This is a genomic window from Rhizobium sp. BG4, assembly GCF_016864575.1.
In the GTDB taxonomy this organism is placed as follows: domain Bacteria; phylum Pseudomonadota; class Alphaproteobacteria; order Rhizobiales; family Rhizobiaceae; genus Rhizobium.
On record NZ_CP044125.1, the window covers coordinates 1,063,150 to 1,088,419 of the forward strand.

A 25,270-nucleotide genomic window follows, 5' to 3' on the forward strand; every position below is an offset into this window, starting at 1 on the left:
GGGTTCTCTTAGAGGAACGAGCCGGGGGCGGCAAGGGCAACGGCTGGCGAACAGCGCCGCCCGCTGCTATAGATTTGCCGCGAAAAGGAGCCCGGCGATGACCAAGATCATGACCATCGAAATGCCCGATGAAATGCACGCAATCATCGCCGAGCACGCCGCCGAGGCTGAGATGTCTGTCGAGGATTATGTCTTCCAGGTCATCCAGCAATATGTCGAGGACGCGCAGGACCTTGAGGAGGCAGAAGCCGAGCTGGATAGTATCGAAAGCGGGGAATCGGCCGATACCATCGACGATTTCTTGCGGCGGCGCCTCGGCCTGACCGATTAGCCACTGTCAGCAACGCACACAGTTTATATTGCCGGGAATGTGCAAGTAGAATCCCATGATCGCCGAAATCCTCCAGTATGCCGCCACAGTTCCCGTGACGACCAGGGCCCACCGCGGCTATATCCGCTATTCCGTCAATCTCTGGTCGCGCGCCCGGCGCTGCAGCAGTTCATGGGCGGTGCATGAGGAGAAGAGCCGGGCGGCGATGCTAACGGCGGCTGCCGCTCTTCGGCAGAAGCGGACGGTTGTCGTGCTCGGGTCTGGACTGCTGCGTGACGTGCCGATCGAGGCGCTGGCGAAGACCTTCGATACGGTCGTGCTGGTCGATCTCGTGCATCTCGTCTCTGTGCGGCTGTGGCTGAGGGCGAAGGGGTACCGGAACGTCCGGCTGATCGAGCGTGATCTCTCCGGCTATGACGTTTTGCGACAGACGGGCAATGCGGAGCCGCTCGGCTTTCTGCGCGGCGTGCCCTATCTCGATCTGGTGATCTCGGCGAACCTGCTGTCGCAGATCGGCCGCGGGGTGAAGCGGCGTTTCGAGGCGGAGCAAGGCAGCGCAATGCCTGATGATACCGTGCAGCGATTGATCGCCGCACATATCGAGGGGCTGCGGGCGCTGCCCTGCGCCAACTGCCTCGTCACCGATATCTCCTATGCCGTCATCGACCGGACGGGAAAGACGCACGAGACGGCCGACCTGCTGCAGGGCGTGTCGGTGCCGCAGGACATAAAGGCATCCTGGAGCTGGCCGGTGGCGCCGCTCGGCGAGGAAAGCCGCGACTACCAGATCGTCCATCAGGTGATTGCCGACTATTGAGATGCATATTATTCTGGTTGCAATCCAGAATTTATTGTATCACTTTTAATATCGGATATCATTGCGGTGAAGATCGTTTGGGATGAGCCGAAGCGGTTTAGAAATCTGGCAAAGCACGGCCTCGACTTTCGCGAGCTCGATCTCGAATTCTTTGCGGATGCTGTGATCATCGACGCGCGGGACAGACGGCTGAAGGCGATCGGCTTTGCCATCGGAGATATTCTTGCCGTGGCCTTCGCGACCTTGGGGAGCGAGGGCATTTCGATCATCTCGATGCGGCCCGCGAGCCGGAAAGAGAGGAAACTCTATGAGCAAATCCAGGCGGATCATTCCCGCCCTCACTGACGAAGAAGAGGCGCGGATTCAGCGTGGCATCGCTGAAGACCCCGACAATCCCGAATGGACCGAGGAAGACTTCAAGAATGCCCGGCCCTTCGCAGAGGTCTTTCCGGAGCTGGCCGAGAGCATTCGCCGGGCGCGAGGCAGGCCGGCGGTCGAGAAGCCGAAGCGGCAGATTTCGCTGCGGCTCGATCCTGACGTAATCGATGCCTTCAAGGCGACCGGCAAGGGTTGGCAGGGGCGGATCAACGAAGTCCTGAGAAAAGCTGCCAAGCTCTGATCCGCCTCTTGGCGAACCAGGCGCCCTCACCTATCTTCGGCTCATGCGTCTCGTTGCGATCATGGCGATGATATTGGGGTGGCTGACGTTCAGCGCGTCCGCCTGGGCGGGCTGTCCGATGTGCGCGTCGATGAGCCAGCCGACCGCTTCCGTCATGCATGACATGCCCGGAATGGGCGCATCCGACCATATGGCGATGGATCATGGGCAGGACGCGGCGAAGGACCCGTGTTCGCCCGGCAATCCCGGCCATATGACGACCTGCTCCTATTGTCTGGTGACACCGGCTGCTGTGGTGATCGCCGATGGCGGAAAGCACGTCTTCGCCTATCCGGCACCGGCTGCCGGCAGGGTGCTTGCCGATCTGCGCCCGGCACCGCAGGCCCCTCCTCCCCGCCTCGTCTGACACCTCGATTACGCCTGCACGACACCGATCGTGCATTTTCTTTTGTCAGACAGAGGAAGGACCTCGCATGTCTATGAAAATCATCGTCCTCATTTCCACCCTCGCTTTCGCTGCCCCGGCATTTGCCGAGGACATGCAGATGGATATGAGCAAACCGATGGGCGACCACGGCCCGTCCAGCCATGCCTTTGCCGAAGCCAATGCCAAGATGCACAAGGACATGATGGTCAAGATGACCGGCAATGCCGATGTCGATTTCGTTCGCGGCATGATCCCGCATCACCAGGGCGCGATCGACATGGCGAAGATCGAGCTCAAATACGGCAAGGATCCCGAGATCCGCAAACTCGCCGAAGCCGTGATCAAGGCTCAGGAAGCGGAAATTGCCGAGATGAACGCATGGTTGAGTAAGAACGCCAAGTAATCAATCATGACTGGAGGCGCCGGTGAAAAGCTGGCGCTTCCTCATCTCAGATTGCTCGTATTTCGATACTTGATAAATTAGAGCTCTATTTTTGCGTTTTATTTACAACGACTTAGTAATGTTTTGATTACGAAATTCTAATTTCTCTAAAATACAAACGGTCTCATCAACTTAGGAAAAGCGATGAGACATCTTCTTTCGAAAGCGCGAATGCTTGCCGGCGAAACCAAGGGCAATGTCGCCATGGTTTTTGCGCTGCTGCTGGTGCCGCTGATTGCAGCGGGCGGCGCGGGGATCGATCTGGCGCGCTATGAGGCGATCCGTGTCGAACTGCAGGATGGTCTCGACCGCGGCGTGCTGGCTGCCGCGTCGCTTTCCCAGAAGGAGAAGCCCGAGGATACGCTCCGCAGCTTCATGAAGAACCTCTCCTATGCTCAGGATGTGGCCGTCAACTTCACCGAGACGAAGGGGCTGAATTCGAGGAAGATCAGCGCCAGCGCCGCCTATGTGATGGATACGACCTTCATCCATCTCGTCGGCGTGCGCCAGCTCAGCGTCGCCGCCGTCTCGACGGCGGAGGAAGCCAAGCAGAATATCGAGATGTCGCTGATGCTCGACATGTCGGGCTCGATGAACGGCAACCGCATCAAGAACCTGAAGAAGGCCGCCCAGCAGTTCATCGATCAGGTTCTGACCGACGAGACCAAGGATTACACGACAATCACCATCGTGCCCTATGCCGGCCATGTGAATGTCGGCTCGGCCATTTTCGACAGGCTCGGCGCCAAGCGCGATCACTCCAATTCGTCCTGCATCGAGCTCAGCACGTCGGGCTTCGGCGGCAGCGTGCCGAGTTTCAAGGATGCGGCGCAGGTTCCGCATTTCACGCAGTGGAACTATGGGCGCACCGATCTGAAGCCCTGGTGGTGCCCGGTGGAATCGACGGCGATCACCTATTTCTCCAACGATGCTACCTACCTGAAGAACCGCATCACGCAGCTCGAACTGCATGACGGCACCGGCACGCAGAATGCGATGCAATGGGGCTACATGCTGCTGAACCCGGCCGCGAAGACCATCGTCAACGCGGCGGTCGATGCCAAGCTGATGGATGCGAAATTCGCCAACCGTCCGGCGGCCTTCGGCGATCCCGATACGATGAAGGTCATCGTGCTCATGACCGACGGCGCGATCACCGAACAGTACCGGCCGAAGGATTACAGCCGCCCGGTCAGCCAAGCGCCTGACAACAAGCAGATCATCAACTCCACCGACACGGCCAAGATGCTCTCCTCGGTCTGCACGGCTGCCAAGTCGAGCGGCATCACCGTCTTCACCATCGGCTTCGAGGTGAGCGGCAATGCGACGACGCAGATGACCAACTGCGCAACCAGCCCCGGCCATTACTATCCGGCTTCGGGATCGGGCATCGGCGATGCCTTCAAGTCGATCTCGACATCCATCAAGAAGCTGAGGCTGACGCAATGACCGGCATTCTCAAGCGCCTCAGGCGAGACCGCGCCGGGGCTGCGGGTATCGAATTCGCCATCCTCGCGCCGATCGTCTTCTCGCTTGTCTTTTCCACCTTCGAGGCAGGGTGGATCATGACGCAATCGATCATGCTCGATCGCGCCGTTAGCCGCGGGTCGCGTGCGCTGCAGGTGGCCGGCTCGAACTTCACCTATGACGATTTCAAGAAGAAGGTTTGCGACGAGGCGATCATCCTGACGAACTGCATCAAGTCGATCCGCATCGAATTCACGCCGATCAGCAAGTCGACCGACTTTCCGACATCGGAAACCTCCTGTGTCGATCGCAGCGTCAATATCGATCCGGTGACGACCTATACCGGCGGCCAGCGCTCGCAGATCGTCTTTGCCCGCGCCTGCTATGTGGTCGATCCGCTGGTGCCGGGGCTGGGTTACGGGCTGGCGCTGCCCAAAGACAGTACCGGCGGCGTGCGCCTGACCTCACGCTTTGCCTTCGTGAACGAGCCAGGCTGATGATCCGCATTCTGAAAGAGTTTCTGAAAAGCCGCTCGGGCGCCTCGGCGATCGAGTTTTCCTTCGTCGCGCCCGTGATGATCTTCTTCTTCATCGCCAGCGTCGCCGTCTTCGACATGTTCCGCACCTACCAGAACATCGTCGAAGCCAATGGTGTGGTGGCGGATGTGATCTCCAGGCAGACGTCGATCGACGCCACCTTCGTTTCCAACATCTACGGCGTCTTCACCAATCTGCAGCAAAACAGCACCGCGCCGAGCGCGCTCAGGATCTCGAGCATCAAGAAAACTGGTGGGATCTACAAGCTCGACTGGAAAAAGGAGAGCGGCACGGTCAGCCTGCTGAAGGCGCAGGTGCTCGACAGTTCGACGCTGCCGCAAATCACCGATGGCGATTCCGTCATCTATGTCGAGGGCGCCACGACCTACACGATGCTCTCCAGCATCCTCGGCTTCGGCCAGATGACATTCGCCGAGCGCGCCTTCACGCGGCCGCGCTTCATCAGCGCGGTCGCGTTCAACTGAGGCGCCGGGCGGGCCGGCGCCTTGTCTGTTCTCAGGCCTTCGGTTCAAAGGGTTCCGGGCGGCGCGCGGCACCTTGGCGGGCAAGCATCCAGCCAGGATATTCCGGCGCCAAGGCGCTGACGTCATCCAGCTTCTTCATATCGTCGGCATCGAGCTTCAGCTGCGTGGCAGCGAGGTTCTGGTCGAGTTGCTCGATGCGCTTGGCGCCGATGATGACCGACGTGACGAAGGGCTTGGCGAGCACATAGGCGAGCGCCACGGTCGCGACACTCGATCCATGCTTTTCGGCGACTTCGCGCATCACCGCGACGCATTCCCATGCCTTGTCCTTGTCGACGGGCGGGAAGTCGAAATTGGCGCGGCGTCCCTCGCCATTGCCGGGTGCGCCCGGGCCATACTTGCCGGAGAGCAGACCGCCGGCCAGAGGCGACCAGACCATCAGGCCGAGCTTTTCCTCGTTCATCAGCGGCACGATCTCGCGCTCGAGATCACGCCCGGCGATCGAATAGTAAGCCTGGATGGTTTCGAAGCGGGCGAAGCCGCGGCGTTCGGAGACGCCGAGAGCCTTGGCGACGCGCCAGGCCTGCCAGTTGGAGACGCCGACGTAGCGCACCTTGCCCTGGGAAACGAGATCGTCGAAGGCGCGCAGCGTTTCGTCGATCGGCGTCACTGTATCGGTCGCATGGATCTGGTAGAGATCGATATGATCGGTCTGCAGACGCTTCAGGCTGGCTTCGACCGAATCCATGATGTGACCGCGCGAGGCGCCGCGATCATTCGGCTTGTCGCCCATGACGCTGTAGACCTTGGTGGCGATGACCACGTCCTTGCGGGGAACGTTGAGGTTCTTCAACGCCTGCCCGAGAAGCCTTTCGGATTCGCCGAAGGAATAGACGTCGGCCGTGTCGATGAAGTTGACACCGGCTGCCAGCGAGCGCTCGACGATCTTGTCGGCGGCGGCCTGATCGACATCGGCGATGGCGCCCCAGAAGTTGCCATCATGCGCTTCGCCGAAGGTCATCGTGCCCAGGCAGATCTCCGAGACGAAGAGGCCCGTATTTCCAAGCTGATTGTATTTCATGAGGAAATTTCCTTGTGACTGCCACAGGCGGGGGTGCCTGCGGGCTGCGGAATGCAATGTTTTTGATTATTGGCCTGCGGAACAGGCACAGCCGGGGCTGGCTGCTGATGAGGCATGATGTACGTAAGTGCGTGTTTCGGCTTTTCAACGGCATGCGGCAACCTGACCGGCAAAAAACAAAGCCCTTGTCTCGGCGGCCGGCGCCGATAGATTCGCCTTGAGGGAATTGCAGGAGCATCCGATGAGCAAGCACGCGCTGACGACGATCGGCTTCGATGCTGATGACACGCTCTGGCAGAACGAGCAATATTACCGGCTGACCGAAGCGCAGTTCACCGAGCTGCTCTCCGATTTCGCCGAGGGGCCGAAGATATCCGAGCGGCTGCTGGAGGCCGAGAAGCGCAACCTTGCGCATTACGGCTTCGGCATCAAAGGCTTCACGCTGTCGATGATCGAGACGGCAATCGAGATCACCGAGGGCAAGGTGCCGGCGAGCGTGATCGCGCAGATCCTCGATACCGGCCGCGATCTGCTCTCGCATCCGGTCGAGACCATGCCGCATGTGCAGGAAACGCTGGAGATGCTGGCCGGCAACTATCTGCTGGTGCTGATCACCAAGGGCGATCTCTTCGACCAGGAGCGCAAGCTGGCGCAATCGGGGCTCGGGGATTTCTTCGACGCCGTGGAAATCGTCTCCGACAAAACGGCGGTCACCTACCGGCGGATCTTTTCCAAGGTCGGCGATGGGCCGGAGCGGGCGATGATGGTCGGCAATTCGCTGAAATCGGATATCGTGCCGGCGATTGCCGCCGGCAGCTACGGCGTCTTCGTGCCGCACGAGCTCACCTGGGTGCTGGAGCATATTGACGAGCCATCCGATGCACCCCGTTTCCGCAAGATCCCGCATCTCGGCGAGTTGCGGGACCTGCTGGATGGGCTCGGCTAAGCCTTACTCTTCTTCGCCCGCGTCGGATTTCGGCGGGAACAGCGTCGGACGCTGCGGCGTCTCCGGCTTTGCGGCGGGCGGCGCCGTGCCCGGAGCCTGCGGCTCGATCATCAGCGTATAGGGGGCGCCGAGACCGCGGCGCGGCGAGACCTTGGAATAATAGGGCCTGAGCAGCCAGGTCGTATCGTCCTTGACGACGGTATCGAGCGCCGATCCATCCTCATCCGTGCCGAAGAAGGCCTCGTCATCGGCTTTCGACAGATCGAAGATGGCGAGAAAGGCGAATTGGCTGCGGGTCTCGAAGCTGATCTTCACGTGCTGGCCGGCCTTGACCGGCAGCGTGAAGACGTGGCTGTTGCCGAACTTCGTCCAGCCCTTGATCTGCATGGTCACGGCGGGGAACTGAAGCTTTTCCAGCTTCTCGCCGGGATCGAGCTGCGGCGCCTGCGCCAGGGCAGGCGCTGCGGCAAAGGCGATCAGAACGGCTGTCGCAAGCAATTTCCTCATGGACGTACCAGTGCTTTCCGCATGGATTCAACTTCGGAGCGGCAGAAGCAGCCCTCGACGTGATCATTAACAAGACCCATGGCCTGCATGAAGGCATAAACTGTCGTCGGGCCGACAAAGGTCCAGCCGCGCTTCTTCAAATCCTTGGAGATACGCACCGAAACCGGCGTCGTCGGATTGGCGGCGATATAGGCGCGGTTGACTGCGCCGGGGCGGTCGGCAGCACCCGGCTCGAAGCTCCAGAAATAGCGGGCGAGCGAGCCGAATTCCTTTTTGAGCTCGATGGCGCGTTTCGCATTGTTGATCGTTGAGACGATCTTGCCGCGATGGCGGATGATGCCGGCATCGGCGACGCAGTGCTCGATATCCGCATCGTCGAACAGCGCGACCTTTTCGAAATCGAAGCCGGCGAAGGCAGCGCGAAAATTCTCGCGCTTGCGCAGGATCGTCAGCCAGGACAGACCGGACTGGAAACCTTCGAGGCAGATCTTTTCGAAGAGGCGGATATCATCGGTGACGGGCCGCCCCCACTCCTCGTCGTGGTAGCGCATGTAGTCGGGAAGGTTGGCATGCCAGTGGCACCGGCTCTTTCCGTCATCGCCGGTAATCGTGCCCGTATCGCTCATGCTTCCCCACTGATTTTACGCTTCAATTGCGGCTTTACCATTTAGAAACCCCGTTTCCAAACCGGATAGTAACCCTGACGAAAAGTTTATCCGGTGCTTCGCAGTTTAATGAATCGATCTTTACCATTCGCTGGCCGGAGCGGTGGCAGCATCCCGGCAGGCGGAAATGCCCGCCCCAGCATTTTCGGTCATTTGTAGAGAGTTCCGTCCGATGATGAAATCCGTTTTGATTACAGCCGGCCTGATCGGCCTGCTGACCTCGCCCGCGCTTGGCGACGACCGCTATGCGAGCCGCCCGCCCGTCGTTCTCAGCCCCGACCTGACGGCGCCCTGGATCAACCAGCTCGGCGGCCCCAACGTGCGCCCGGTCGTCTATCAGCGCCCGGTCATCCGCCAGCAGCCGCGCGGGCTGTTCCAGTATCAGCCGCGCGTGATGCGCCAGGCTCCGGCCACCGTGCAGCAGGCTGCCGTCGTGCGCCCGGATGGAATTCCGGTGATCCGCGAGCGGTTCGACCCGCAGTTCCTGCCGCAGATGGTCGACTACGACACCAAGGAACGGCCGGGTACGATCGTCATCGATACCAACAACCGCTTCCTCTACCTCGTCATGGCAAACGGCAAGGCGCGCCGCTACGGCGTGGGCGTCGGCAAGCCCGGCTTCGAATGGGCCGGCGAGCACAAGATCACCCGCAAGGCCGAGTGGCCGGACTGGACGCCGCCTTCCGAAATGGTCAGCCGCGAAGCCGCCAAGGGCCATTACCTGCCCGCCCGCATGGATGGCGGCCCGGAAAATCCGCTCGGCGCCCGCGCCATGTATCTCGGCTCGACGCTTTACCGCATCCACGGCACCAATGCGCCCTGGACGATCGGCAGCGCCGTCTCCTCCGGCTGCATCCGGATGCGCAACGAGGACGTGACTGACCTTTACGAGCGCGTCAACGTCGGCACCCGCGTCATTGTGATCTGAAGCCCGCAAGGCTGCGGCGGGCCGTTGCAAGAACGGCGCGCCGCAGCACAAAAAACCGGCGCAAACCCCTCTCAAGCTTGAAATCCAGGGCAAATTGGCTAGCTTGGCCGTGATCCTGAATAGAGGGGAATAGAGAATGAAGCATATTGTCCGGCTTGCGGCTGCCTGTGCGATCGCATTCGCCAGCACGTTGAGCCTTGCCCATGCCGAGCCTCAGCTGACCGCAACCGACGCCGTGCGCGGCGTCAAGCAGGTTAAGACGGTCAAGCCGCAGTTCAAGAAGCGCGTCGTACGCCTCGTCACCGATGAAGCCCCCGGCACCGTCATCGTCGATACGACGAACAAGTATCTTTACCTCGTCGAAGGCAACAACCGCGCCACCCGCTACGGCATCGGCGTCGGCCGCGAAGGCTTCGGCTGGTCCGGCGTCGTGAAGGTCGGCCGCAAGGCTGAATGGCCGGGCTGGACCCCGCCTCCGGAGATGCGCGCTCGCGAAGCCAAGGCCGGCCACAAGCTGCCCGCCTTCCAGCCCGGCGGCCCGGACAATCCGCTCGGCGCCCGCGCCATGTATCTCTACCAGGGCGGCCGCGACACGGCTTTCCGCATCCACGGCACCAACCAGCCCTGGACGATCGGCCTGAACCTGTCTTCCGGCTGCATCCGCATGGTCAATAACGACGTGCAGGATCTTTACGAGCGCGTGCCCGTCGGCACCAAGGTCATCGTCGTCGGCCCCGGCAACAAGCAGGGCAACGTCGCCTTCCAGGACCGCGGCATCGACGTGCTCAGGACGCTGTTTGGCGGTTGAGATTTGTTAGGTCGATGGAATTGAAGAGGGCGCTTTCGGGGCGCCCTTTTTGTTTCGTTGGTGCTGCGGCGTGGAGCCCCCTCACCCTACCCTCTCCCCGAGGGGAGAGGGTATGTTTGCGCCAGAGGTTGCCGGAGTTCCCTTCTCCCCAGCGGGGAGAAGGTGCCTGAAGGGCGGATGAGGGGGCCGCTTGCGCAGACGCCCCAGAAATCTCACACCACACCACAACTGCAATAAGCCTGTTACACAACGCGGGATAGATGGGCGGCATTGCCATCCGGGGATCCCTCATGCATCGCGCCTTCCTGCCAGCCTTGGGGCTTGCCGCCCTTGCCTGTCTCGCCTCGCCTGCCCTTGCCGAAGACCTGCAGTTTTCCGTTTATGGCGGTTACCAGACGGCGCCGCATAGCGGGGTCGATGTCTCCGACGGGACGCATTTTACCGCGGGGTGGGAGGGCAAGTCCTTTGCTTCGCCGCCTTACTACGGCGCGCGCGTGACATGGTGGCTGGAGGATCTCGGGCATCCCAATCTCGGCCTGTCGATCGACTATACGCATGACAAGGTCTATGCCGACAGCAAGACGCTTGCGACTTCGGGCTGGTCGCATTTCGAGTTCACCGACGGGCTGAACCTCGTGACCGCCAATGCGCTCTACCGCTTTCCGCAGGATGGTGGGCGCTGGACGCCCTATCTCGGCGCCGGTGTCGGCGTCAACATTCCGCATGTCGAGGTGACCAGGCCATCCGGCAAGACCTTCGGCTACGAATTCGGCGGCGTGACGCTGCAGGCGCAGGCCGGTGTCGATTTCCGCATCACCGAGCGCTGGTCGACCTTTGTCGAATACAAGGGCACCTATTCGAAGGTGGATGTGCCGATCGACAGCGGCGACCGGCTGAAGACCGATATCTTCACCAATGCCGTCAATCTCGGCGTTTCATTTCACTGGTAGGAAGCGGCTCACTTGGAGCCGCAGCTGACCTTGCCGCTGGCGGTGAAGGGCTTGGCCCCGCCCGTCACGGTCATGCCGTAGGTGCCGCTGAAGGCCTTGCCCTTGGCTTCGGCCATGACCACCATGTTGAGCGCCTGGCCCGAGGTGTCGTCGCCGTTGTCGTCGTAGATTTCCATGCGCAGCTCGCCGCCGCTCGACCAGCGGTTGGTCAGGCGGCTGGAATCGAAGACGCGCTTCTTGAACTGGTCGGGAACCGAGGCATCCTTGATCATCAGGCCGCCGCGGAAATGGTTCAGCACATGGCCGCCGTCATCCTTGAAGCCGATCTCCACGGTGAAGCGGGCGGCGGCATCATCGGCGGAACAGAAGTAACGGCTATCGGCATGCGCAGTGCCTGCGGCACCGAAAAAGACAGAAAGCAAAACAAGTGTACGCCGCATAGCGCTCAATCCTGTGACCGGCCGACAACCGGCCGAATTCAGGCTATATGCAAATCTATTAATTTTTGAGGTACAGAACCACCGTAAGCCCAATCGAGCAATTCTACGGTATGGACAATTGGAATTGCCGTGCCTGAGGCGATCTGGGTGATGCAGCCGATATTGCCGGTTGCGATCACATCCGCCTTTGTCGCCTCGATATTCTTCACCTTACGGGCCTTCAGCGCCGCCGAGATATCCGGCTGCATGATGTTATAGGTGCCGGCCGAACCGCAGCAGAGGTGGCCTTCCGCTGGGTCGCGCACCGTGAAACCCGCCGCCTTCAGGAGCTGCTTTGGCGCCATGGTGATCTTCTGGCCATGCTGCATCGAGCAGGCTGAATGATAGGCGACGGTGATGCCCTTCGGCATATGCGAGGGGAGATCGAGGGTCGCCAGATATTCTGTGATGTCCTTCGCCAGGCCCGAGACGATTGCCGCCTTCTCGGCATAGGCGGGGTCGAGGCGGAGCATGTGGCCGTAGTCCTTGATCGTCGTGCCACAGCCGGAGGCGGTGATGATGATCGCATCGAGCCCGCCCTTTTCGATCTCGCGCATCCAGACATCGACATTGGCCCGGGCGCTGGCGAGCGCCTGTTCCTCGCGGCCCATATGATGCACCAGTGAACCGCAGCAGACCTCGCCTGATGGTGCCACGACCTCGACGCCGAGGCGGGTGAGCAGCCGGATCGTCGCCTCGTTGATGCCGGGGTCGAGGACGGGCTGGGCGCAGCCGGTGAGGATCGCGACACGCGCCTGTTTCTTGCCTTCAGCGGGATGGTTGCCGGGGCGGGAGTAGACGGAGGGTGCCGGGACCGAGCGCGGAGCGAGCGCCAGCATCGCGGCGAAGGGCTTGAGCGCCGGTGCACTCATCAGGCCGCGGAACGGGCGGCCGAGACGGGCGAGCTGCAGCACCATGCGAAAGCGGCCGGGATAGGGAAGCACGGCGGCGAGGATGCCGCGCGTCAGCCGGTTCATGAACGGGCGCTTGTAGGTCTTCTCGATATGGGCGCGGGCGTGATCGACCAGATGCATGTAATCGACGCCGGAAGGACAGGTGGTGACGCAGGCAAGGCAGGAGAGACAGCGGTCGATATGGGTGACCACCTCTGTGTCGGCCGGGCGGCCGTTTTCCAGCATGTCCTTGATCAGATAGATGCGCCCGCGCGGGCTATCGAGCTCGTTGCCGAGCGTCACGTAGGTCGGACAGGTGGCAGTGCAGAAGCCGCAATGCACGCATTTGCGCAGGATCTTCTCGGATTCGGCGACATGAGGATCGGCGAGCTGCTCGGCGGTGAAATTGGTTTGCATCAGTGGTGTCCCGTCGAGGCCTGGTGGGTGGGGTTACTCCCCTCTGCCCTGCCGGACAGAGGGGGGTGCGCCACATGTTCAAAGCGAACCATCATCACCACCCCATCTTCCCCGGATTGAATATCCCGGCCGGATCGAACTTTTCCTTCACCCGCGCCGACAACATCGCAACCGCTTCCGGCTGCGGCTGAAAGGCGGCGACGTCGGCACGCATCGTCTCCGAAGCACGGATCAGCGTCGCATGGCCGCCGCCGAGCGCCTTGATGAAGCGGCGCAGCAGGCTGGCTTCGTGATCGGCTTCCATGCGCATCCAGATGAGCCCGCCCTGCCAGTCGTAATAGGCATCGACCCCGGCTTCGAGGCGGAGTGCGGCAACGAGCTGGTGCCCGGCGGAGGGCGCGACCGAGACGCGCCAGACGGGGCGCATGGTGCCATCGGCATAGGGATGGACATCGCGGATTTCGCGCCAGAGGGTGCGGCTCATCTCCTCACCGATCCGGGCGACGGGGCCGAAGGCGGACATGGCCTTGGAGAGTTTTTCGGCGCGCGCCTCGACGGAGCCCGGCAGGCCCTCAAGGCGCAGGACCGTCGCCTCGCTCTCCGGCAGCTTGCCGCCCGCGAAACGCCAGGTGACCGTCATCGGCAGGTGCGCTGCGCCGGAGACCTCGACCGGCTGTGCCATCGCCGCGGCCATCGCATTGGCAGCCTCGGCATCGTTCAGGCCGGAGATGACGATTGTCTCCTCCGCCTTCGGGCGCGGGGGGACGCGGAAGGTGACTTCGGTGAGGAAGCCGAGCGTGCCGTGCGAACCCGCCAGCAGCTTCACCAGATCGAGGCCGGTGACATTCTTCATGACGCGACCGCCATTCCTGACGATCTCGCCGCGGCCGTTGACGAAGCGAATACCGAGCAGGCTGTCGCGCGCCGCACCGGAGATGAAGCGGCGGGGGCCGGAGACATTGGCGGCAAAGACGCCGCCGATCGTCGGCTCGCCCGAGGTGCCCATGACGCCGCGGTGGTCCATCGGCTCGAAAGCCATCATCTGGCCATTGGCGGCAAGGGCGGCTTCGATTTCGGCAACCGGTGTACCGGCGCGCGCCGTCATGACCATCTCGCCGGGATTATAGGCGACGATGCCGGAAAGGCGTGTGGAGCGGAGCGTATCTTCGGCCTCGACCATGTTGCCGAAACCAGCGCGCGTGCCGCCGCCCGATATGGCGAGTGGCCGGCCTGCGGCGGCGTGGTCGCGGATCAGCGCCGCGGCTTCATCTTCGCTTTCGGGAAGGAATTCGCTCATGCGGCCGGCCGTCCATCGAGCGGGAAGACTTTCGACGGGTTGAGGATCCAGCCGGGATCGAAGGCGGCGCGCGCGGACATCTGCTGTACCAGATCGGTCTCGGAATATTGATGGCGCATCAGGTCTCGCTTCTCGATGCCGACGCCGTGCTCGCCGGTCAGGCAGCCGCCAGCATCGACGCAGAGCTTGAGGATGTCGTTGCCTGCCGCCTCGGCGCGGGCAGCATCTTCCGGGTCGTTGGCATTGAAGAGGATCAGCGGATGCATGTTGCCATCGCCGGCATGGAAGACGTTGGCGACGCGCAGGCCGTAGTGATCGACGATCTCCGAGGTCTTCTTCAGCACGTAAGACAGCTGGCTGAGCGGCACGGTGCCATCCATGCAGATGTAATCGGCGATGCGGCCGGTGGCGCCGAAGGCCGACTTGCGGCCTTTCCAGATGAGCGCAGCTTCCGTTGCCGACTGGCATTCGCGCACCGTCTTGACCCGATGCTTGCGGGCGATCTCGACGATGCTCTTCAGCATGTCGTCCATCTCGGCTTCCGAACCCTCAACTTCGACGATCAGCAAGGCGCCGACATCCAGCGGATAACCGGCATGGGCGAAGGCTTCACAAATCTCGATCGCCGGCTTGTCCATGAACTCGATGGCGACGGGGATGATGCCGGATGCGATGACATCGGCAACGCAGGAACCGGCATCCTCAGACGTATCGAAGCCGAAGAGCACGGGGCGGGCGCCCTCCGGCTTGGCGATCAGGCGGACGGTCGCTTCGGTGACGATGCCGAGCTGGCCCTCGTGACCGCAGACGAGGCCGAGCAGGTCATAGCCGCCGGCATCCAGCGCCTTGCCGCCGAGCTCGATCACCGTTCCGTCGGTCAGCACCATCCTGACGCCGAGCAGGTTGTTGGTCGTCACGCCATATTTCAGACAGTGGGCGCCGCCGGAATTCATGCCGATATTGCCGCCGATGGTGCAGGCGAGCTGCGAGCTCGGATCAGGCGCATAGAAGAAACCGTCTGCAGAGACGGATTCAGAGATATTGAGATTGGTCACACCCGCCTGGACGACGGCGACGCGATTGGCGAGGTCGATCTCGAGGATGCTGTTCATCTTCGAGAGGCCGATGACGACGGCATCTTCCTGCGGAATGGCGCCGCCCGAGAGCGATGTGCCGGCGCCGCGCGGCACGACCGGGATGCCATAGCGATGGCAGTATTTCATCACGGCGGCGACTTCGTCCGTCGAGCGCGGCAGGGCGACGGCGAGCGGCAGGCGGCGGTAGGAGACGAAGGCGTCGGTCTCGAAAGGCACCAGTTCGCGCGGCTCATGCACCAGGCATTCCGGCGGCAGGAGATCGATCAGGTCGCCGACGATCTGGCTGCGGCGGGCGAGCACGTCGGCGCGCGGAGCAAGAAACGAAATGGCGTCGGACATGGCGCGCTTCCTCCCGATATGGCAGCGGGACCAGCCTGTCCTCCATGGCAGCCGGTTTAGCCCGGCTTAGCACTTTCCCGAAACCGGCGCAAATGCTAAGCACTTATGTCAAAAGGGGAAATAGTACCGCATAATGACCAATCTGGGTGATCTCGAGATTTTTGCCAAGGTCGTTTCGACCGGCAGCATGTCGCTGGCCGGACGGGCGCTCGGCTTTTCCCCGGCCGTCGTTTCCAAGCGCATCAAGCGGCTGGAAGACCGGCTCGGCACGCGGCTGCTGCAGCGCACGACGCGACAGATTTCGCTGACTGAGGCGGGCCAAGGTTTCTACGACCGGGTGCTCGGCATTCTCGCCGGGCTGGAAGAGGCCGAATATTACATTTCCGGCCGTTCGGCGCAGATGCATGGCACGCTGAAGATTTCGGCGCCGACCTCGTTCGGGCGCATGCATATCGCTCCGCATCTCAAGCGCTTCATGGAGGCGCATCCGGAGCTGGCGATCAATCTCGTGCTGACCGACGAGTTCAGCGACATCGTCGGTGCCGGCTTCGATCTGGCGATCCGCATTGCCGAACTGACCGATTCCAGCCTTGTCGCCCGGCGGCTGGCGCCGGTGCGGCGTCTGCTCTGCGCCGCCCCTTCCTATCTCGACAGCCATGGCATGCCCACTGGCATCGAGGACCTCAGGAACCATCGCTGCCTGCCTGCGCATAACAATGACGTCTGGCGGCTCGAAGGGCCTGATGGCGCGATGACGCTACGGCCGGAGGGCATGCTGATCACCAATTCCAGCGAGGTGATCCGCGAGACGGTGATATCAGGGCTCGGCATCGCGCTTCGCTCGACCTGGGATATCGGCGAGGAGCTGAAGAGCGGCAAGCTGGTGCAGGTGCTGCCCGCCTATGAGGGGTCGCGCAGCGTCGCGCTTTCGGCCGTCTATCCGAGCCGCCAGTTCCTGCCCGCCAAGGTGCGGCTGTTCATCGACTATCTGGCGGAGCTTTATGGGCCGGTTCCCTATTGGGAGCTGTAGTCGCCCTTCCGCCGGACCCCGTAGACCATTCTCTGGAGCCTCGACATGACTGCTTCGCCTTCCTTTCTCGGCCTTCCCGACCGCCTCGATGACGGCCGCGCGCCGCGCATGGTGATCTTCGGCGCCGGTCACGGCACCACCTATCCCGGCAAGGACAGCAGCGGCTATGCCGGTGCGGCAAACGCCATTCGTGCCGCAAGCCAGGAAGATGCAGGGCTTATCGAGCATTGGGATTTCGATCTCGGCGGGCCGCTCTTCAATGGAGGGCCGGTGTGCTGCATCGATAGCGGCGATCTGCCGACGGCGATGCATGACAATGCCGGGAACCGGGCACTGATCGAGGCGAAGACGCGCGACATCCTGGCGGGCGGGGTCGTGCCGATCCTGCTTGGCGGAGACGATTCCGTGCCGATTCCGTTTTTCGCTGGTTTTGCCGATCGCGGGCCGGTCTGGATCCTGCAGATCGACGCGCATATCGACTGGCGCGATGAACTGCATGGAGAGCGCTACGGCTATTCCAACCCGATGCGCCGGGCGAGCGAGATGAGCCACATTGCCGGGATGGTGCAGGTCGGCATGCGCGGCGTCGGCAGCGCCCGTATCTCGGAGATCGAGGCGGCGCGCTCCTATGGCAGCCATCTCGTGACGGCGCGCGAGGTTCATGCCCAGGGCGTCGAGGCAGCACTACGGCATATTCCGGAGGGCGCGCAGGTGGTGATCACGCTCGATTGCGACGGGCTCGATCCCGGCATCATGCCCGGCGTCGCGGCCCGCACGCCGGGCGGCCTCAGCTATACGCAGGTGATCGACCTGACTGCAGGCGCCGGCCGCCGCGGCAGGATCGCCGGCTTCGATCTCGTCGAGCTCTATCCGCCCGCCGATATCGACGGCATCTCGGCCCTGACGGCTGCTCGTCTCCTCGTCAACGCGATCGGGACGATCGTCCGGCAGGGCTGAGTTTTCAGGTTACCGCGCCAGGTCGAGATAGGCGCTTGCGACCATGGCGTCGATATCCGCGGGCACCGGCACGATGCAGGATTCGGCGCCGACGCCGCGCTTGGCAACGCGCTCCAGGCAGCGGGCCTGCAGGGTGAAGCCGAGATCCATGGATTCGACGGAATTGCCGAGCGGGCGCGGGCCGGCGAGGTTCGCCATGTGGCCGCCGCCGAGGATATGGATCGAGCGGCCATCCTTCAGATACAGCGTTTCCATGACATCGGCAGCATAGCGATCGATCGAGACGACATCGGGATGGGCACGGAAGCCTGATACGTCGATCTCCAGCGGGAAGTGGCCGCCATTCATCAGGATTGCGCCGTCCTTGATCAGCGGCAGATCGGCGACGGTGACGATGCCGGGGAAGCCGGTGACCGTGACGATGACGTCTGCGGCGCGGATCGCGTCTGCGCGCAGCGGCGTCACGAAGCCGTCGAGATGGGCTTCGAGCGCCGTGACCGGATCGATATCGACGACGCTGACGGTCGAGAAGGCGTTGCGGAAGCTCGCCGCCGTGCCCTTGCCGCAGGCGCCATAGCCGAAGACGGTGACGCGCTTGCCGTTGGTGGAGCGGTTGGTGAAGCGCATGTAGCTTTCGAAAAGGCTCTGGCCGACGGCATGCTTGTTTTCGGCGAATTGCTTGATCGGACTGTCGTTGATCACAAGGATCGGCATATTCAGTCTGTCGCGCATCGGCAGCAGACGGGTGCGGCCCGACGTCGTCTCCTCGGTGCCGCCGAGGAGACTGGCATAGGGACGTTCGGCCGCGATGGCGAAGAGGTCACCGCCGTTATCGAGCAGCAGGTCGGGCTTGGCATCGACCACGGCTTCGAGGCTGTGGTGATGCTCGGCGGGATCGGTCGTCTGCGTGGCGAAGACGGTGACGCCCTGGGAGCGCAGGTAATCGACCGTTGCGGGCTGGGTGCTATTCAGATTGCCGGTGCAGACGAGATCTGCGCCACCGGCGCGCAGCGTCGTCAGCAGGGCGACCGTCTTCGGCTCCAGGTGGATGCCGGTGCCGATCGTCAGTCCTTCAAAGGGACGGGTGCGCTCGAATTCAGCGGCGGTTGCCTTGAGCAGGCGGCAGCTGTTTCCGATCCAGTCGATGCGGGTGGCAGTGTTTTCCATGATGGTCTCCTGTCGCGATAGGTCGTCATAACGCTCATGAAGACTGCGCGGCATGGATATTCCGCTGCCAATACGGCAGAAAATCTGCCCTATTCGATCCCCTCGCCTGCCTTGACCAGCCAGTCGCGCAGCGCGGTGAAATTCGGCTTTCGGAGATCGGTGGTGCGGCAGCAGAGGCTGTAGCCTGCCGGGCGGCGGATGAAGCCGAAGGGAGCCGTTAGGATATTGCGCGCCAGGTCGTCCTCGATCGAGGCGCGGGGCGCGAGTGCGACGCCGAGGCCGGAACGGGCAGCGCCGAGCGCCAGCAAGAGGTCTTCGAACTCCTGACGGCGGCCGAAGCTGACGGGGGGCGTGCCGCTTTCGGCGAACCACTCGTCCCAGAGCTTCGGCACACTGCGGCTGACAAGCATGGCCGCCGAGGACAGGCCGGCGGGATCGGTGCCGAAAGTGGCGGCAAGCTGAGGAGCGGCCACCGGGCCGAACTCGTCTTCCATGAAGCGGATCGCGTCGACACCGGCCGAGGGGCGGTATTCGCCACCTATGATGACGGCATCGAGTTCCGGGTGCTGCAACAGCGGCTCGGCCACCGCCATCGGCACGATATCGATCTCGCTATCGCCAAGCGCCCGCTGCAGGCTGCGGATGCGCGGCATCAGCCACCAGATGCCGAAGGCAGAGGGAACGCCGAGGCGCAGCTTGCGGCTGTCGTCTTTCTGGAGGTCGCCGGCGGCATGCTGCAGCAAGGAGAAAGCGGCCGTCGCCGCTTCCGCAAAGGCCTTGGCCCGGTCAGTCGGCACGAGGCGTCGGCCCTCACGGGTGAAGAGCTTCTCGCCGAAGTAATTCTCCAGTGCCGCGATCTGCAGGCGCACCGCGCCGCGCACGACGCCGAGCTCCTGGGCAGCCCGCAGAACACTACCCTGGCGGCAGACGGCTTCGAAAGCTCTGATTGCATTGAGTGGCGGAAGGCGCATGGCGGTCATCAACAGGAAACGATACCCCCAGATTGATATGGGCATTGAACGAAAGGCAAGAAGGCCCCATATTGAACACCTGTGCAAAGACGGAAACGGAACAGGATTTGACGGAATTGCGACCCGCCGCGGCGTGATATTTCCGTATTAAAAACCAAAGCCGCGTTATGCACCGTTAAATGGCGCATGGATCGCGCAAGCTTTCCAGCACATGCTAATATTAGTGATTCCTTGGAACGACTCAAAAGGTGACCCGACCGTTGACGCTTCTCGCCCGTTTAGCCTCTGATGTGCAGCTGATGTTCCGGCGCCCGCCGCGACAGCAGTATGCAGCGCTCTGCTACCGGGTGAAGAAGAAGGGCAACGAGGTCGAGGTTCTCCTGATGACGAGCCGCGATACCGGCCGCTGGGTAATCCCCAAGGGCTGGCCGATGAACGGCAAGTGTTCCTATGAGGTCGCCGCCCGCGAGGCCTACGAGGAAGCGGGCGTGCGCGGCGCCGTCGAGCACGAGACGCTCGGCGCCTACAGCTATCCGAAGGTCCTGAAAGACGGGCTGAAGGTGACCTGCAAGGTGCAGGTCTACGCTCTCGAGGTCACCGATCTCGCCAAGAACTTCAAGGAAAAGGGCGAACGCACGATCGAGTGGGTTTCCTGCGACGAGGCCTGCAAGCGGGTTCGCGAGCCGGAGCTTCGCGATCTCTTCCTGCAGTTCAAGCGCCGTATCAACGAACATCTTCAGGCAAGCCGCGCCAAGCAGATTCCGGCTGAATGATTCCTGCCATCTTGCGCTGTTAGGAATGACAGCGTTAAAGCGGGATTCTTTCCAGGAAAGAGAATGGCCGAGAAGACACCCGTCCTTACAAAACGAACGCTCGACAAGGACCTCGACAAATATAGCCATGTCGAGGATGCCTCGAAGTTCGTCGCGCGAAAACTGATCGCACCCGGCATCGGCCTGGTGTTCCTCGGCCTCGCGATGCTGTTTGCAGGTGTCTACGTCTTCGACCGGCCGGGCGCCGTGCTCGTCATCGCGGCTGCCGCACTTGCCGCCTACATGGCGATGAACATCGGCGCGAACGACGTGACCAACAATGTCGGCGCTGCGGTCGGCGCGCGTGCGATGACGATGGCGCAGGCGCTGGTGATCGCCGCGATCTTCGAAGTGCTGGGGGCGACGATCGCCGGTGGCGAAGTGGTGAAGACCATCTCGTCGAGCATCGTCGATGCCGTGAGCGTTCCCGAGGGACTGCTGGCCTGGATCATGATGGCGGCGCTGATGGCAGCCGCTCTCTGGATCAATCTCGCGACATGGCTGAATGCGCCTGTTTCCACCACGCACGCGATCGTCGGCGCCGTGATCGGCGCGGGCATTGCTGCTGTCGGGCCGGAGCCGGTGAACTGGCGGGTGATGGTGGAGATCTCGTCGAGTTGGGTAACGTCGCCGCTGATCGGCGGGATAATCGCCGCCGGGCTGCTGTTTCTCGTCAAGACATTCGTCATCTACCGCGATGACAAGATTGCAGCCGCCAGGCGCTGGGTCCCGGTGCTGATCGCGATCATGACTGGTGGCTTTACCGCCTACATGATCCTGCAGCTGACGACACCCGATCGCTTCCCGGCCATGACGGTTCTCGCTTACGGCCTGGCGGCGACGGTGGTCTCCTGGCTGATCGCCCGCCCGATCGTCCGGCGTCAGGCGGAAGGGCTGGAAAACCGCAACAGTTCGCTGCGCATCCTCTTCAAATATCCGCTGATCGGCTCGGCCGCCCTGCTCTCCTTCGCCCACGGCGCCAACGATGTCTCGAATGCCGTCGGGCCGCTCTCGGCAATCGTCCGCTCGACGACGGTTCTGCCCGTGCATGGCGACATCGCGCCGCCGCTCTGGGTCATGCTGATCGGTGCCTTCGGCATTTCGATCGGTCTGCTGCTGTTCGGGCCGCGCCTGATCCGCCTCGTCGGCGAGCAGATCACCAAGCTCAATCCGATGCGCGCCTATTGCGTGGCGCTGTCGACGGCCTTCACCGTCATCGTCGCCTCCTGGTTCGGACTGCCGGTCAGCACGACGCATATCGCCGTCGGCTCCGTCTTCGGCGTCGGCTTCTTCCGCGAATGGTACACCCGCAACTCGAAGCGCCGCATCGCCTATATGCGCCACAAGGCCGAGAGCTGGGCGATCGACGAGCCCATCGATCCGAACGTCCATGAAACCCGCCGCCGCTATCTGGTGCGCCGCTCGCATTTCATGACGATCATTGCCGCCTGGGTGATCACCGTGCCGGCATCGGGCGCGCTTGCGGCGCTTCTCTATTGGGTTATGTTCGCCCTCTTCGTTTGACCGGGAAAGATCGAATGCGCGCCAATTTCCGCATGCAGCGGCTGTTCATCGATGCACCGCTTTCAGCCAATGCAGCCGTCGAAGCCGATTCCGACCAGTATAATTACCTGGCCAACGTGCTGCGCATGAGCGACGGCGCGGAGATCCTCGTTTTCAACGGCCGGGATGGCGAATGGAAAGCCACGCTCGCCTTTCCGACCCGCAAGCGCATCCTGCTGACACCGGTCGAACAGACGCGGCCGCAGCCTGCCCCCTCGGACCTTCACTATCTCTTCGCGCCGCTGAAAGTCGGACGGCTCGATTATCTGGTGCAGAAAGCGGTGGAGATGGGTGCCGGTCTTCTGCAGCCGGTCATGACCCAGCATGTGCAGGGCAAGATTACCAATCTCGACAAACTGAAGGCGAACGTCATCGAGGCGGCCGAGCAGTGCGGCATTCTCGGCATTCCCGATGTTGCCGAACCGGTGAAGCTTTTCGATCTCCTGGACGGCTGGTCCAGCGATCGGCGGATCATCTATTGCGACGAGGGCGATGCCGGGCAGAACCCGCTGCCGCTGCTTTCCGCGATTGGCGAGAAAAAGCTCGCGCTTCTGGTCGGCCCGGAAGGCGGCTTTTCGGAAGAAGAGCGCGCCCGGCTGCGCAGCCTCGATTTCGTCACCGCCATCCCGCTCGGCCCGAGAATCCTGCGTGCGGATACGGCTGCAGTCGCGGCGATGGCCGTGATCCAGGCGGCGATCGGCGACTGGAATTAACCTTCGCCATATCCACTCAAGAAACAGCATGCTATTTTTTTGAACCGGCGTTGAAAGAATTTCACTTGCAACATACCTGAGAGCGGTCCTAATCACCCTTCCAATTGCCGCGCCCCACAAGGCGTTCCCCCAGAATACAGGTTAGATTTGCATGGCTCGCGACACCACCGACCAGACCCCGCTCTCTTCGGTTCAGGAGCTGACCGATTATCTCGCTGCGGGGAACAAGCCGGCCGAGAAATTCCGTATCGGCACCGAGCATGAGAAGTTCGCCTTCTTCCGCGCCGACAACAGCCCCGTTCCCTACGCCGGCGACGCCAGCATTTCCGCGCTCCTGAAGGGGCTGCAGGAGCGTTCCGGCTGGGAGCCGATCATGGACGGTGAGAACATCATCGGCCTTGGCGAGCAGCATGGCATGGGCGCGATCTCCATCGAGCCGGGCGGCCAGTTCGAGCTGTCGGGCGCGCCGCTCGAGACGATCCACGAGACCTGCAAGGAATCCAACCAGCACCTCGCCGTTCTGCGCGAGATCGCCGAGCCGATGGGCATCCGCTTCCTCGGCATCGGCGGCAGCCCGAAATGGACGCTGGCGGAAACGCCGCGCATGCCGAAATCCCGCTACGACATCATGACCCGCTACATGCCGAAGGTCGGCTCCAAGGGGCTGGACATGATGTACCGCACCTGCACGATCCAGGTGAACCTCGACTTCTCCTCGGAAGCCGACATGCGCAAGAAGATGCGCGTCTCGATGAAGCTGCAGTCGCTGGCGACCGCGCTCTTTGCCTCCTCGCCCTTTACCGAAGGCAAGCCGAACGGCCTGCTCTCCTGGCGCGGCGACATCTGGACCGATACCGACAACCGCCGCTCCGGACCGCTCGACTTCAGCTTCCGCGACGATTTCGGCTTCAAGGACTATGCCGAATGGGCGCTCGACGTGCCGATGTACTTCATCGTGCGCGACGGCCGCTACAAGGACTGTACCCACGTCACCTTCCGCCAGTTCATGAACGGCGCGCTGAAGAGCGAGATCAAGGACTGGGAACCGACGATGGGCGACTGGACCAACCATCTCTCGACGCTCTTCCCGGACGTTCGCCTGAAGCGCTTCCTCGAAATGCGCGGCGCCGATGGCGGTCCGTGGCGCCGCATCTGCGCCCTGCCCGCCTTCTGGGTCGGCCTGCTCTATGATGAAGCCGCGCTCGAGGCTGCCGACCAGTTCACCAAGGACTGGAGCTTCGACGAGGTCGTCGCGCTGCGCAATGCCGTGCCGGCCGAGGGCCTGAAGGCCGATTTCCGCGGTCATCAGCTGTTCGACACGGCAAAGGACGTGCTCGCCATTTCCAAGGCGGGTCTCAAGTCGCGCAACCGGCTGAACAAGGAAGGCCAGGACGAGACGATCTTCCTGTCGCCGCTCGACGAAGTCATGGCCAAGAAGGCGACGCTTGCAGAAGATCTGCTTGCCCGCTTCAACGGTCGCTGGAACGGCTCCGTCGAACCTGTCTTCGAAGAATATCAGTACTAAAAGCCGTTTGCGCATTCCCATTTCCGTTTATAGTAGCGATTCAAACGCACTAGAGAGCGGAAGGACTGCCCATGCTGCCACTCTTCGACATGATGATGCAGGCGCAGAATGGCGCGGCGATGGATGCCATCGCCAAGCAGTTCAACCTCGCGCAGGAACAGGCGACCAAGGCGATGGCGGCGCTGATGCCCGCCTTCTCCGCCGGGCTGAAGCGCAGCACCGCCAATCCCTATGACTTCATGGGGCTGATGCAATCGGTGGCATCCGGCAATTACGGCAAGTATTTCGAGGATATGAGCAAGGCCTTCACGCCGCAGGGCATCAATGACGGCAATAATATCCTGTCCCAGCTCTTCGGCTCCAAGGAAGTCTCCCGCGCCGTTGCCGCGCAGGCCGCCCAGATGACCGGCATCGGCCAGGAAATCTACAAGCAGATGCTGCCCGTCATGGCCGGCACGCTGATGGGCGGGCTGTTCAAGCAGTCGACCGGGCAGATGTCGTCGCCGGTCAATCCCTTCGTCAACACGGCGATGGGCGAAACCATCCAGGCCTGGCTCGAAAGCACCGGCTTTGCGCCGAAGCAGAAGGCCGCGCCCGAGCCCAGCATCTTCGACAATCCCTTCACGCAGGCCATGCAGCTGATGTTCAGCGTGCCGAAGCCCGAGCCGGAAAAGACGGCGGCCAACCCGTTCCTCGACAATCCCTTCGCCAAGGCCTTCCAGGAAATGATGGCCGGCATGAGCCAGCCGCAGCAGGCCGCCAAGGCCCCGGAGCCACCTAAGGAAGAGGTCAAAGAGCCGTCCGAAAGTTACATGGACATGCTCAACACCATGTTCGACAGCGGCCTCGAAGTGCAGAAGAGTTATCAGAAGAGCCTGGAAACCATCTTCGACGCCTATCGTCCGAAGAGCCCGCCCTCCGCCAAGCCATAAAAAAACCCGGAGACGGCTGGGAAAGCCGGTCACCGGGTTAAGAGGCAGGGCTATTGGCTATCACCCTGC

29 protein-coding genes are annotated in these 25,270 nt (G+C 62.3%); 20 read left to right on the plus strand and 9 right to left on the minus strand.

The genetic code is table 11. The features are described 5' to 3' along the window. Positions 1–97: 97 nt before the first annotated feature. The 9 genes from F2982_RS05625 (at position 98) to F2982_RS05665 (ending at position 5,124) form a co-directional block, all read left to right on the plus strand. Positions 98–331, plus strand: coding sequence for a hypothetical protein (locus F2982_RS05625; protein ID WP_025555534.1), 234 nt, complete (start codon positions 98–100; stop codon positions 329–331). Between the two features lie 55 nt (positions 332–386). Further along, complete coding sequence (locus tag F2982_RS05630; protein ID WP_203429513.1) at positions 387–1,148, plus strand: hypothetical protein; 762 nt, start codon at positions 387–389, stop codon at positions 1,146–1,148. Positions 1,149–1,214: 66 nt separating this feature from the next. Continuing rightward, positions 1,215–1,493 (plus strand): BrnT family toxin, encoded by a 279-nt coding sequence (locus F2982_RS05635; protein ID WP_203429514.1) that lies wholly within the window; start codon positions 1,215–1,217, stop codon positions 1,491–1,493. Further along, entirely contained in the window at positions 1,456–1,767 is a 312-nt protein-coding gene (locus F2982_RS05640) for a BrnA antitoxin family protein (protein WP_203429515.1), read from the plus strand. The genes F2982_RS05635 and F2982_RS05640 overlap by 38 nt, the downstream gene beginning before the upstream one ends. Before the next feature lie 130 nt (positions 1,768–1,897). Beyond that, entirely contained in the window at positions 1,898–2,173 is a 276-nt protein-coding gene (locus tag F2982_RS05645; protein ID WP_348652515.1) for a hypothetical protein, read from the plus strand. A 67-nt stretch (positions 2,174–2,240) separates the two neighbouring features. After that, positions 2,241–2,597: a DUF305 domain-containing protein gene (locus F2982_RS05650; RefSeq protein WP_203429517.1), complete on the plus strand. Its 357-nt coding sequence runs from the start codon at positions 2,241–2,243 to the stop codon at positions 2,595–2,597. 183 nt (positions 2,598–2,780) lie between these two features. Continuing rightward, positions 2,781–4,085 (plus strand): TadE/TadG family type IV pilus assembly protein, encoded by a 1,305-nt coding sequence (locus tag F2982_RS05655; protein ID WP_203429518.1) that lies wholly within the window; start codon positions 2,781–2,783, stop codon positions 4,083–4,085. Then, on the plus strand, positions 4,082–4,600 hold the full coding sequence (locus F2982_RS05660) for a TadE/TadG family type IV pilus assembly protein (protein ID WP_203429519.1): 519 nt from the start codon (positions 4,082–4,084) through the stop codon (positions 4,598–4,600). The genes F2982_RS05655 and F2982_RS05660 overlap by 4 nt, the downstream gene beginning before the upstream one ends. Then, complete coding sequence (locus tag F2982_RS05665) at positions 4,600–5,124, plus strand: hypothetical protein (RefSeq protein ID WP_203429520.1); 525 nt, start codon at positions 4,600–4,602, stop codon at positions 5,122–5,124. The genes F2982_RS05660 and F2982_RS05665 overlap by 1 nt, the downstream gene beginning before the upstream one ends. 31 nt (positions 5,125–5,155) lie before the next feature. Here the strand turns inward: F2982_RS05665 and F2982_RS05670 are convergent, their stop codons facing one another. Then, on the minus strand, positions 5,156–6,205 hold the full coding sequence (locus F2982_RS05670; protein ID WP_203429521.1) for an aldo/keto reductase: 1,050 nt from the start codon (positions 6,203–6,205) through the stop codon (positions 5,156–5,158). Between the two features lie 241 nt (positions 6,206–6,446). Between F2982_RS05670 and F2982_RS05675 the strand changes: the two genes are divergently transcribed. Then, positions 6,447–7,151 (plus strand): HAD family hydrolase, encoded by a 705-nt coding sequence (locus F2982_RS05675; protein ID WP_203429522.1) that lies wholly within the window; start codon positions 6,447–6,449, stop codon positions 7,149–7,151. 3 nt (positions 7,152–7,154) lie between these two features. Here F2982_RS05675 and F2982_RS05680 read toward each other — a convergent pair whose 3' ends face one another. Together F2982_RS05680 and F2982_RS05685 are read right to left on the minus strand one after the other, a co-directional pair. After that, positions 7,155–7,658 carry a hypothetical protein gene (locus F2982_RS05680; protein WP_112713067.1) on the minus strand — a complete coding sequence of 168 codons (504 nt, stop codon included), beginning with the start codon at positions 7,656–7,658 and terminating at the stop codon, positions 7,155–7,157. Next, positions 7,655–8,284, minus strand: a complete 630-nt coding sequence (locus F2982_RS05685; protein ID WP_203429523.1) for a DNA-3-methyladenine glycosylase I — start codon at positions 8,282–8,284, stop codon at positions 7,655–7,657. Before F2982_RS05685 ends, F2982_RS05680 begins: the two co-directional genes overlap by 4 nt. 211 nt (positions 8,285–8,495) lie before the next feature. Here F2982_RS05685 and F2982_RS05690 point away from each other — a divergent pair, with 211 nt between their 5' ends. The 3 genes from F2982_RS05690 (at position 8,496) to F2982_RS05700 (ending at position 11,009) form a co-directional block, all read left to right on the plus strand. Continuing rightward, positions 8,496–9,251, plus strand: coding sequence for a L,D-transpeptidase (locus F2982_RS05690; RefSeq protein ID WP_203429524.1), 756 nt, complete (start codon positions 8,496–8,498; stop codon positions 9,249–9,251). A gap of 136 nt (positions 9,252–9,387) precedes the next feature. Beyond that, entirely contained in the window at positions 9,388–10,059 is a 672-nt protein-coding gene (locus F2982_RS05695; protein ID WP_112713073.1) for a L,D-transpeptidase, read from the plus strand. A 290-nt stretch (positions 10,060–10,349) separates the two neighbouring features. Beyond that, positions 10,350–11,009 (plus strand): outer membrane beta-barrel protein, encoded by a 660-nt coding sequence (locus F2982_RS05700; RefSeq protein ID WP_203429525.1) that lies wholly within the window; start codon positions 10,350–10,352, stop codon positions 11,007–11,009. A gap of 8 nt (positions 11,010–11,017) precedes the next feature. On the opposite strand, the gene F2982_RS05705 is transcribed toward F2982_RS05700, so the two are convergent. The 4 genes from F2982_RS05705 to F2982_RS05720 all read right to left on the minus strand — a co-directional run bounded on the left by F2982_RS05705 (position 11,018) and on the right by F2982_RS05720 (position 15,531). After that, positions 11,018–11,449, minus strand: coding sequence for a hypothetical protein (locus tag F2982_RS05705; RefSeq protein ID WP_112713077.1), 432 nt, complete (start codon positions 11,447–11,449; stop codon positions 11,018–11,020). A 38-nt stretch (positions 11,450–11,487) separates the two neighbouring features. Beyond that, positions 11,488–12,798 (minus strand): glycolate oxidase subunit GlcF, encoded by a 1,311-nt coding sequence (gene glcF, locus F2982_RS05710; RefSeq protein WP_203429526.1) that lies wholly within the window; start codon positions 12,796–12,798, stop codon positions 11,488–11,490. A gap of 94 nt (positions 12,799–12,892) precedes the next feature. Further along, entirely contained in the window at positions 12,893–14,095 is a 1,203-nt protein-coding gene (gene glcE, locus F2982_RS05715) for a glycolate oxidase subunit GlcE (protein ID WP_203429527.1), read from the minus strand. Further along, the gene (locus tag F2982_RS05720; RefSeq protein ID WP_203429528.1) at positions 14,092–15,531 is read right to left on the minus strand and encodes an FAD-linked oxidase C-terminal domain-containing protein; all 1,440 of its coding nucleotides are present in this window, start codon (positions 15,529–15,531) and stop codon (positions 14,092–14,094) included. The genes glcE and F2982_RS05720 overlap by 4 nt, the downstream gene beginning before the upstream one ends. 133 nt (positions 15,532–15,664) lie before the next feature. On the opposite strand from F2982_RS05720, the gene F2982_RS05725 reads away from it, so the two are divergent. Next, positions 15,665–16,561: a LysR family transcriptional regulator gene (locus F2982_RS05725; RefSeq protein WP_203429529.1), complete on the plus strand. Its 897-nt coding sequence runs from the start codon at positions 15,665–15,667 to the stop codon at positions 16,559–16,561. A 45-nt stretch (positions 16,562–16,606) separates the two neighbouring features. Continuing rightward, positions 16,607–17,518, plus strand: coding sequence for an agmatinase (locus F2982_RS05730; protein ID WP_203429530.1), 912 nt, complete (start codon positions 16,607–16,609; stop codon positions 17,516–17,518). A gap of 9 nt (positions 17,519–17,527) precedes the next feature. Here the strand turns inward: F2982_RS05730 and F2982_RS05735 are convergent, their stop codons facing one another. Together F2982_RS05735 and F2982_RS05740 are read right to left on the minus strand one after the other, a co-directional pair. Next, positions 17,528–18,685: an adenosylhomocysteinase gene (locus F2982_RS05735; RefSeq protein WP_203429531.1), complete on the minus strand. Its 1,158-nt coding sequence runs from the start codon at positions 18,683–18,685 to the stop codon at positions 17,528–17,530. Positions 18,686–18,774: 89 nt separating this feature from the next. Next, positions 18,775–19,656, minus strand: a complete 882-nt coding sequence (locus F2982_RS05740) for a LysR substrate-binding domain-containing protein (RefSeq protein ID WP_203429532.1) — start codon at positions 19,654–19,656, stop codon at positions 18,775–18,777. Positions 19,657–19,916: 260 nt separating this feature from the next. On the opposite strand from F2982_RS05740, the gene F2982_RS05745 reads away from it, so the two are divergent. The 5 genes from F2982_RS05745 to F2982_RS05765 all read left to right on the plus strand — a co-directional run bounded on the left by F2982_RS05745 (position 19,917) and on the right by F2982_RS05765 (position 25,201). Beyond that, the gene (locus tag F2982_RS05745) at positions 19,917–20,429 is read left to right on the plus strand and encodes an NUDIX hydrolase (RefSeq protein WP_112713094.1); all 513 of its coding nucleotides are present in this window, start codon (positions 19,917–19,919) and stop codon (positions 20,427–20,429) included. A gap of 63 nt (positions 20,430–20,492) precedes the next feature. Next, positions 20,493–21,992: an inorganic phosphate transporter gene (locus F2982_RS05750; RefSeq protein WP_203429533.1), complete on the plus strand. Its 1,500-nt coding sequence runs from the start codon at positions 20,493–20,495 to the stop codon at positions 21,990–21,992. A gap of 14 nt (positions 21,993–22,006) precedes the next feature. Continuing rightward, positions 22,007–22,744 (plus strand): 16S rRNA (uracil(1498)-N(3))-methyltransferase, encoded by a 738-nt coding sequence (locus tag F2982_RS05755; RefSeq protein ID WP_203429534.1) that lies wholly within the window; start codon positions 22,007–22,009, stop codon positions 22,742–22,744. Between the two features lie 151 nt (positions 22,745–22,895). Beyond that, positions 22,896–24,269 (plus strand): glutamate--cysteine ligase, encoded by a 1,374-nt coding sequence (locus F2982_RS05760; RefSeq protein WP_203429535.1) that lies wholly within the window; start codon positions 22,896–22,898, stop codon positions 24,267–24,269. Positions 24,270–24,340: 71 nt separating this feature from the next. Then, a complete protein-coding gene (locus F2982_RS05765; protein ID WP_203429536.1) occupies positions 24,341–25,201 on the plus strand; it encodes a DUF937 domain-containing protein in 861 nt (286 codons plus the stop codon). Positions 25,202–25,270 lie beyond the last annotated feature (69 nt).

Coding starts and splice junctions, on each gene's coding strand:
- F2982_RS05730 (WP_203429530.1), top strand. CDS start 16,607: ATGACTGCTTCGCCTTCCTTTCTCGGCCTTCCCGACCGCCTCGATGAC.
- F2982_RS05720 (WP_203429528.1), bottom strand. CDS start 15,531: ATGTCCGACGCCATTTCGTTTCTTGCTCCGCGCGCCGACGTGCTCGCC.
- F2982_RS05740 (WP_203429532.1), bottom strand. CDS start 19,656: ATGCGCCTTCCGCCACTCAATGCAATCAGAGCTTTCGAAGCCGTCTGC.
- F2982_RS05700 (WP_203429525.1), top strand. CDS start 10,350: ATGCATCGCGCCTTCCTGCCAGCCTTGGGGCTTGCCGCCCTTGCCTGT.
- F2982_RS05650 (WP_203429517.1), top strand. CDS start 2,241: ATGTCTATGAAAATCATCGTCCTCATTTCCACCCTCGCTTTCGCTGCC.
- F2982_RS05630 (WP_203429513.1), top strand. CDS start 387: ATGATCGCCGAAATCCTCCAGTATGCCGCCACAGTTCCCGTGACGACC.
- F2982_RS05735 (WP_203429531.1), bottom strand. CDS start 18,685: ATGGAAAACACTGCCACCCGCATCGACTGGATCGGAAACAGCTGCCGC.
- F2982_RS05625 (WP_025555534.1), top strand. CDS start 98: ATGACCAAGATCATGACCATCGAAATGCCCGATGAAATGCACGCAATC.
- F2982_RS05640 (WP_203429515.1), top strand. CDS start 1,456: ATGAGCAAATCCAGGCGGATCATTCCCGCCCTCACTGACGAAGAAGAG.
- F2982_RS05705 (WP_112713077.1), bottom strand. CDS start 11,449: ATGCGGCGTACACTTGTTTTGCTTTCTGTCTTTTTCGGTGCCGCAGGC.
- F2982_RS05675 (WP_203429522.1), top strand. CDS start 6,447: ATGAGCAAGCACGCGCTGACGACGATCGGCTTCGATGCTGATGACACG.
- F2982_RS05670 (WP_203429521.1), bottom strand. CDS start 6,205: ATGAAATACAATCAGCTTGGAAATACGGGCCTCTTCGTCTCGGAGATC.
- F2982_RS05750 (WP_203429533.1), top strand. CDS start 20,493: ATGGCCGAGAAGACACCCGTCCTTACAAAACGAACGCTCGACAAGGAC.
- F2982_RS05725 (WP_203429529.1), top strand. CDS start 15,665: ATGACCAATCTGGGTGATCTCGAGATTTTTGCCAAGGTCGTTTCGACC.
- F2982_RS05660 (WP_203429519.1), top strand. CDS start 4,082: ATGACCGGCATTCTCAAGCGCCTCAGGCGAGACCGCGCCGGGGCTGCG.
- F2982_RS05655 (WP_203429518.1), top strand. CDS start 2,781: ATGAGACATCTTCTTTCGAAAGCGCGAATGCTTGCCGGCGAAACCAAG.
- F2982_RS05760 (WP_203429535.1), top strand. CDS start 22,896: ATGGCTCGCGACACCACCGACCAGACCCCGCTCTCTTCGGTTCAGGAG.
- F2982_RS05685 (WP_203429523.1), bottom strand. CDS start 8,284: ATGAGCGATACGGGCACGATTACCGGCGATGACGGAAAGAGCCGGTGC.
- F2982_RS05695 (WP_112713073.1), top strand. CDS start 9,388: ATGAAGCATATTGTCCGGCTTGCGGCTGCCTGTGCGATCGCATTCGCC.
- F2982_RS05665 (WP_203429520.1), top strand. CDS start 4,600: ATGATCCGCATTCTGAAAGAGTTTCTGAAAAGCCGCTCGGGCGCCTCG.
- F2982_RS05755 (WP_203429534.1), top strand. CDS start 22,007: ATGCGCGCCAATTTCCGCATGCAGCGGCTGTTCATCGATGCACCGCTT.
- F2982_RS05765 (WP_203429536.1), top strand. CDS start 24,341: ATGCTGCCACTCTTCGACATGATGATGCAGGCGCAGAATGGCGCGGCG.
- F2982_RS05645 (WP_348652515.1), top strand. CDS start 1,898: ATGAGCCAGCCGACCGCTTCCGTCATGCATGACATGCCCGGAATGGGC.
- F2982_RS05690 (WP_203429524.1), top strand. CDS start 8,496: ATGATGAAATCCGTTTTGATTACAGCCGGCCTGATCGGCCTGCTGACC.
- glcF (WP_203429526.1), bottom strand. CDS start 12,798: ATGCAAACCAATTTCACCGCCGAGCAGCTCGCCGATCCTCATGTCGCC.
- F2982_RS05680 (WP_112713067.1), bottom strand. CDS start 7,658: ATGAGGAAATTGCTTGCGACAGCCGTTCTGATCGCCTTTGCCGCAGCG.
- glcE (WP_203429527.1), bottom strand. CDS start 14,095: ATGAGCGAATTCCTTCCCGAAAGCGAAGATGAAGCCGCGGCGCTGATC.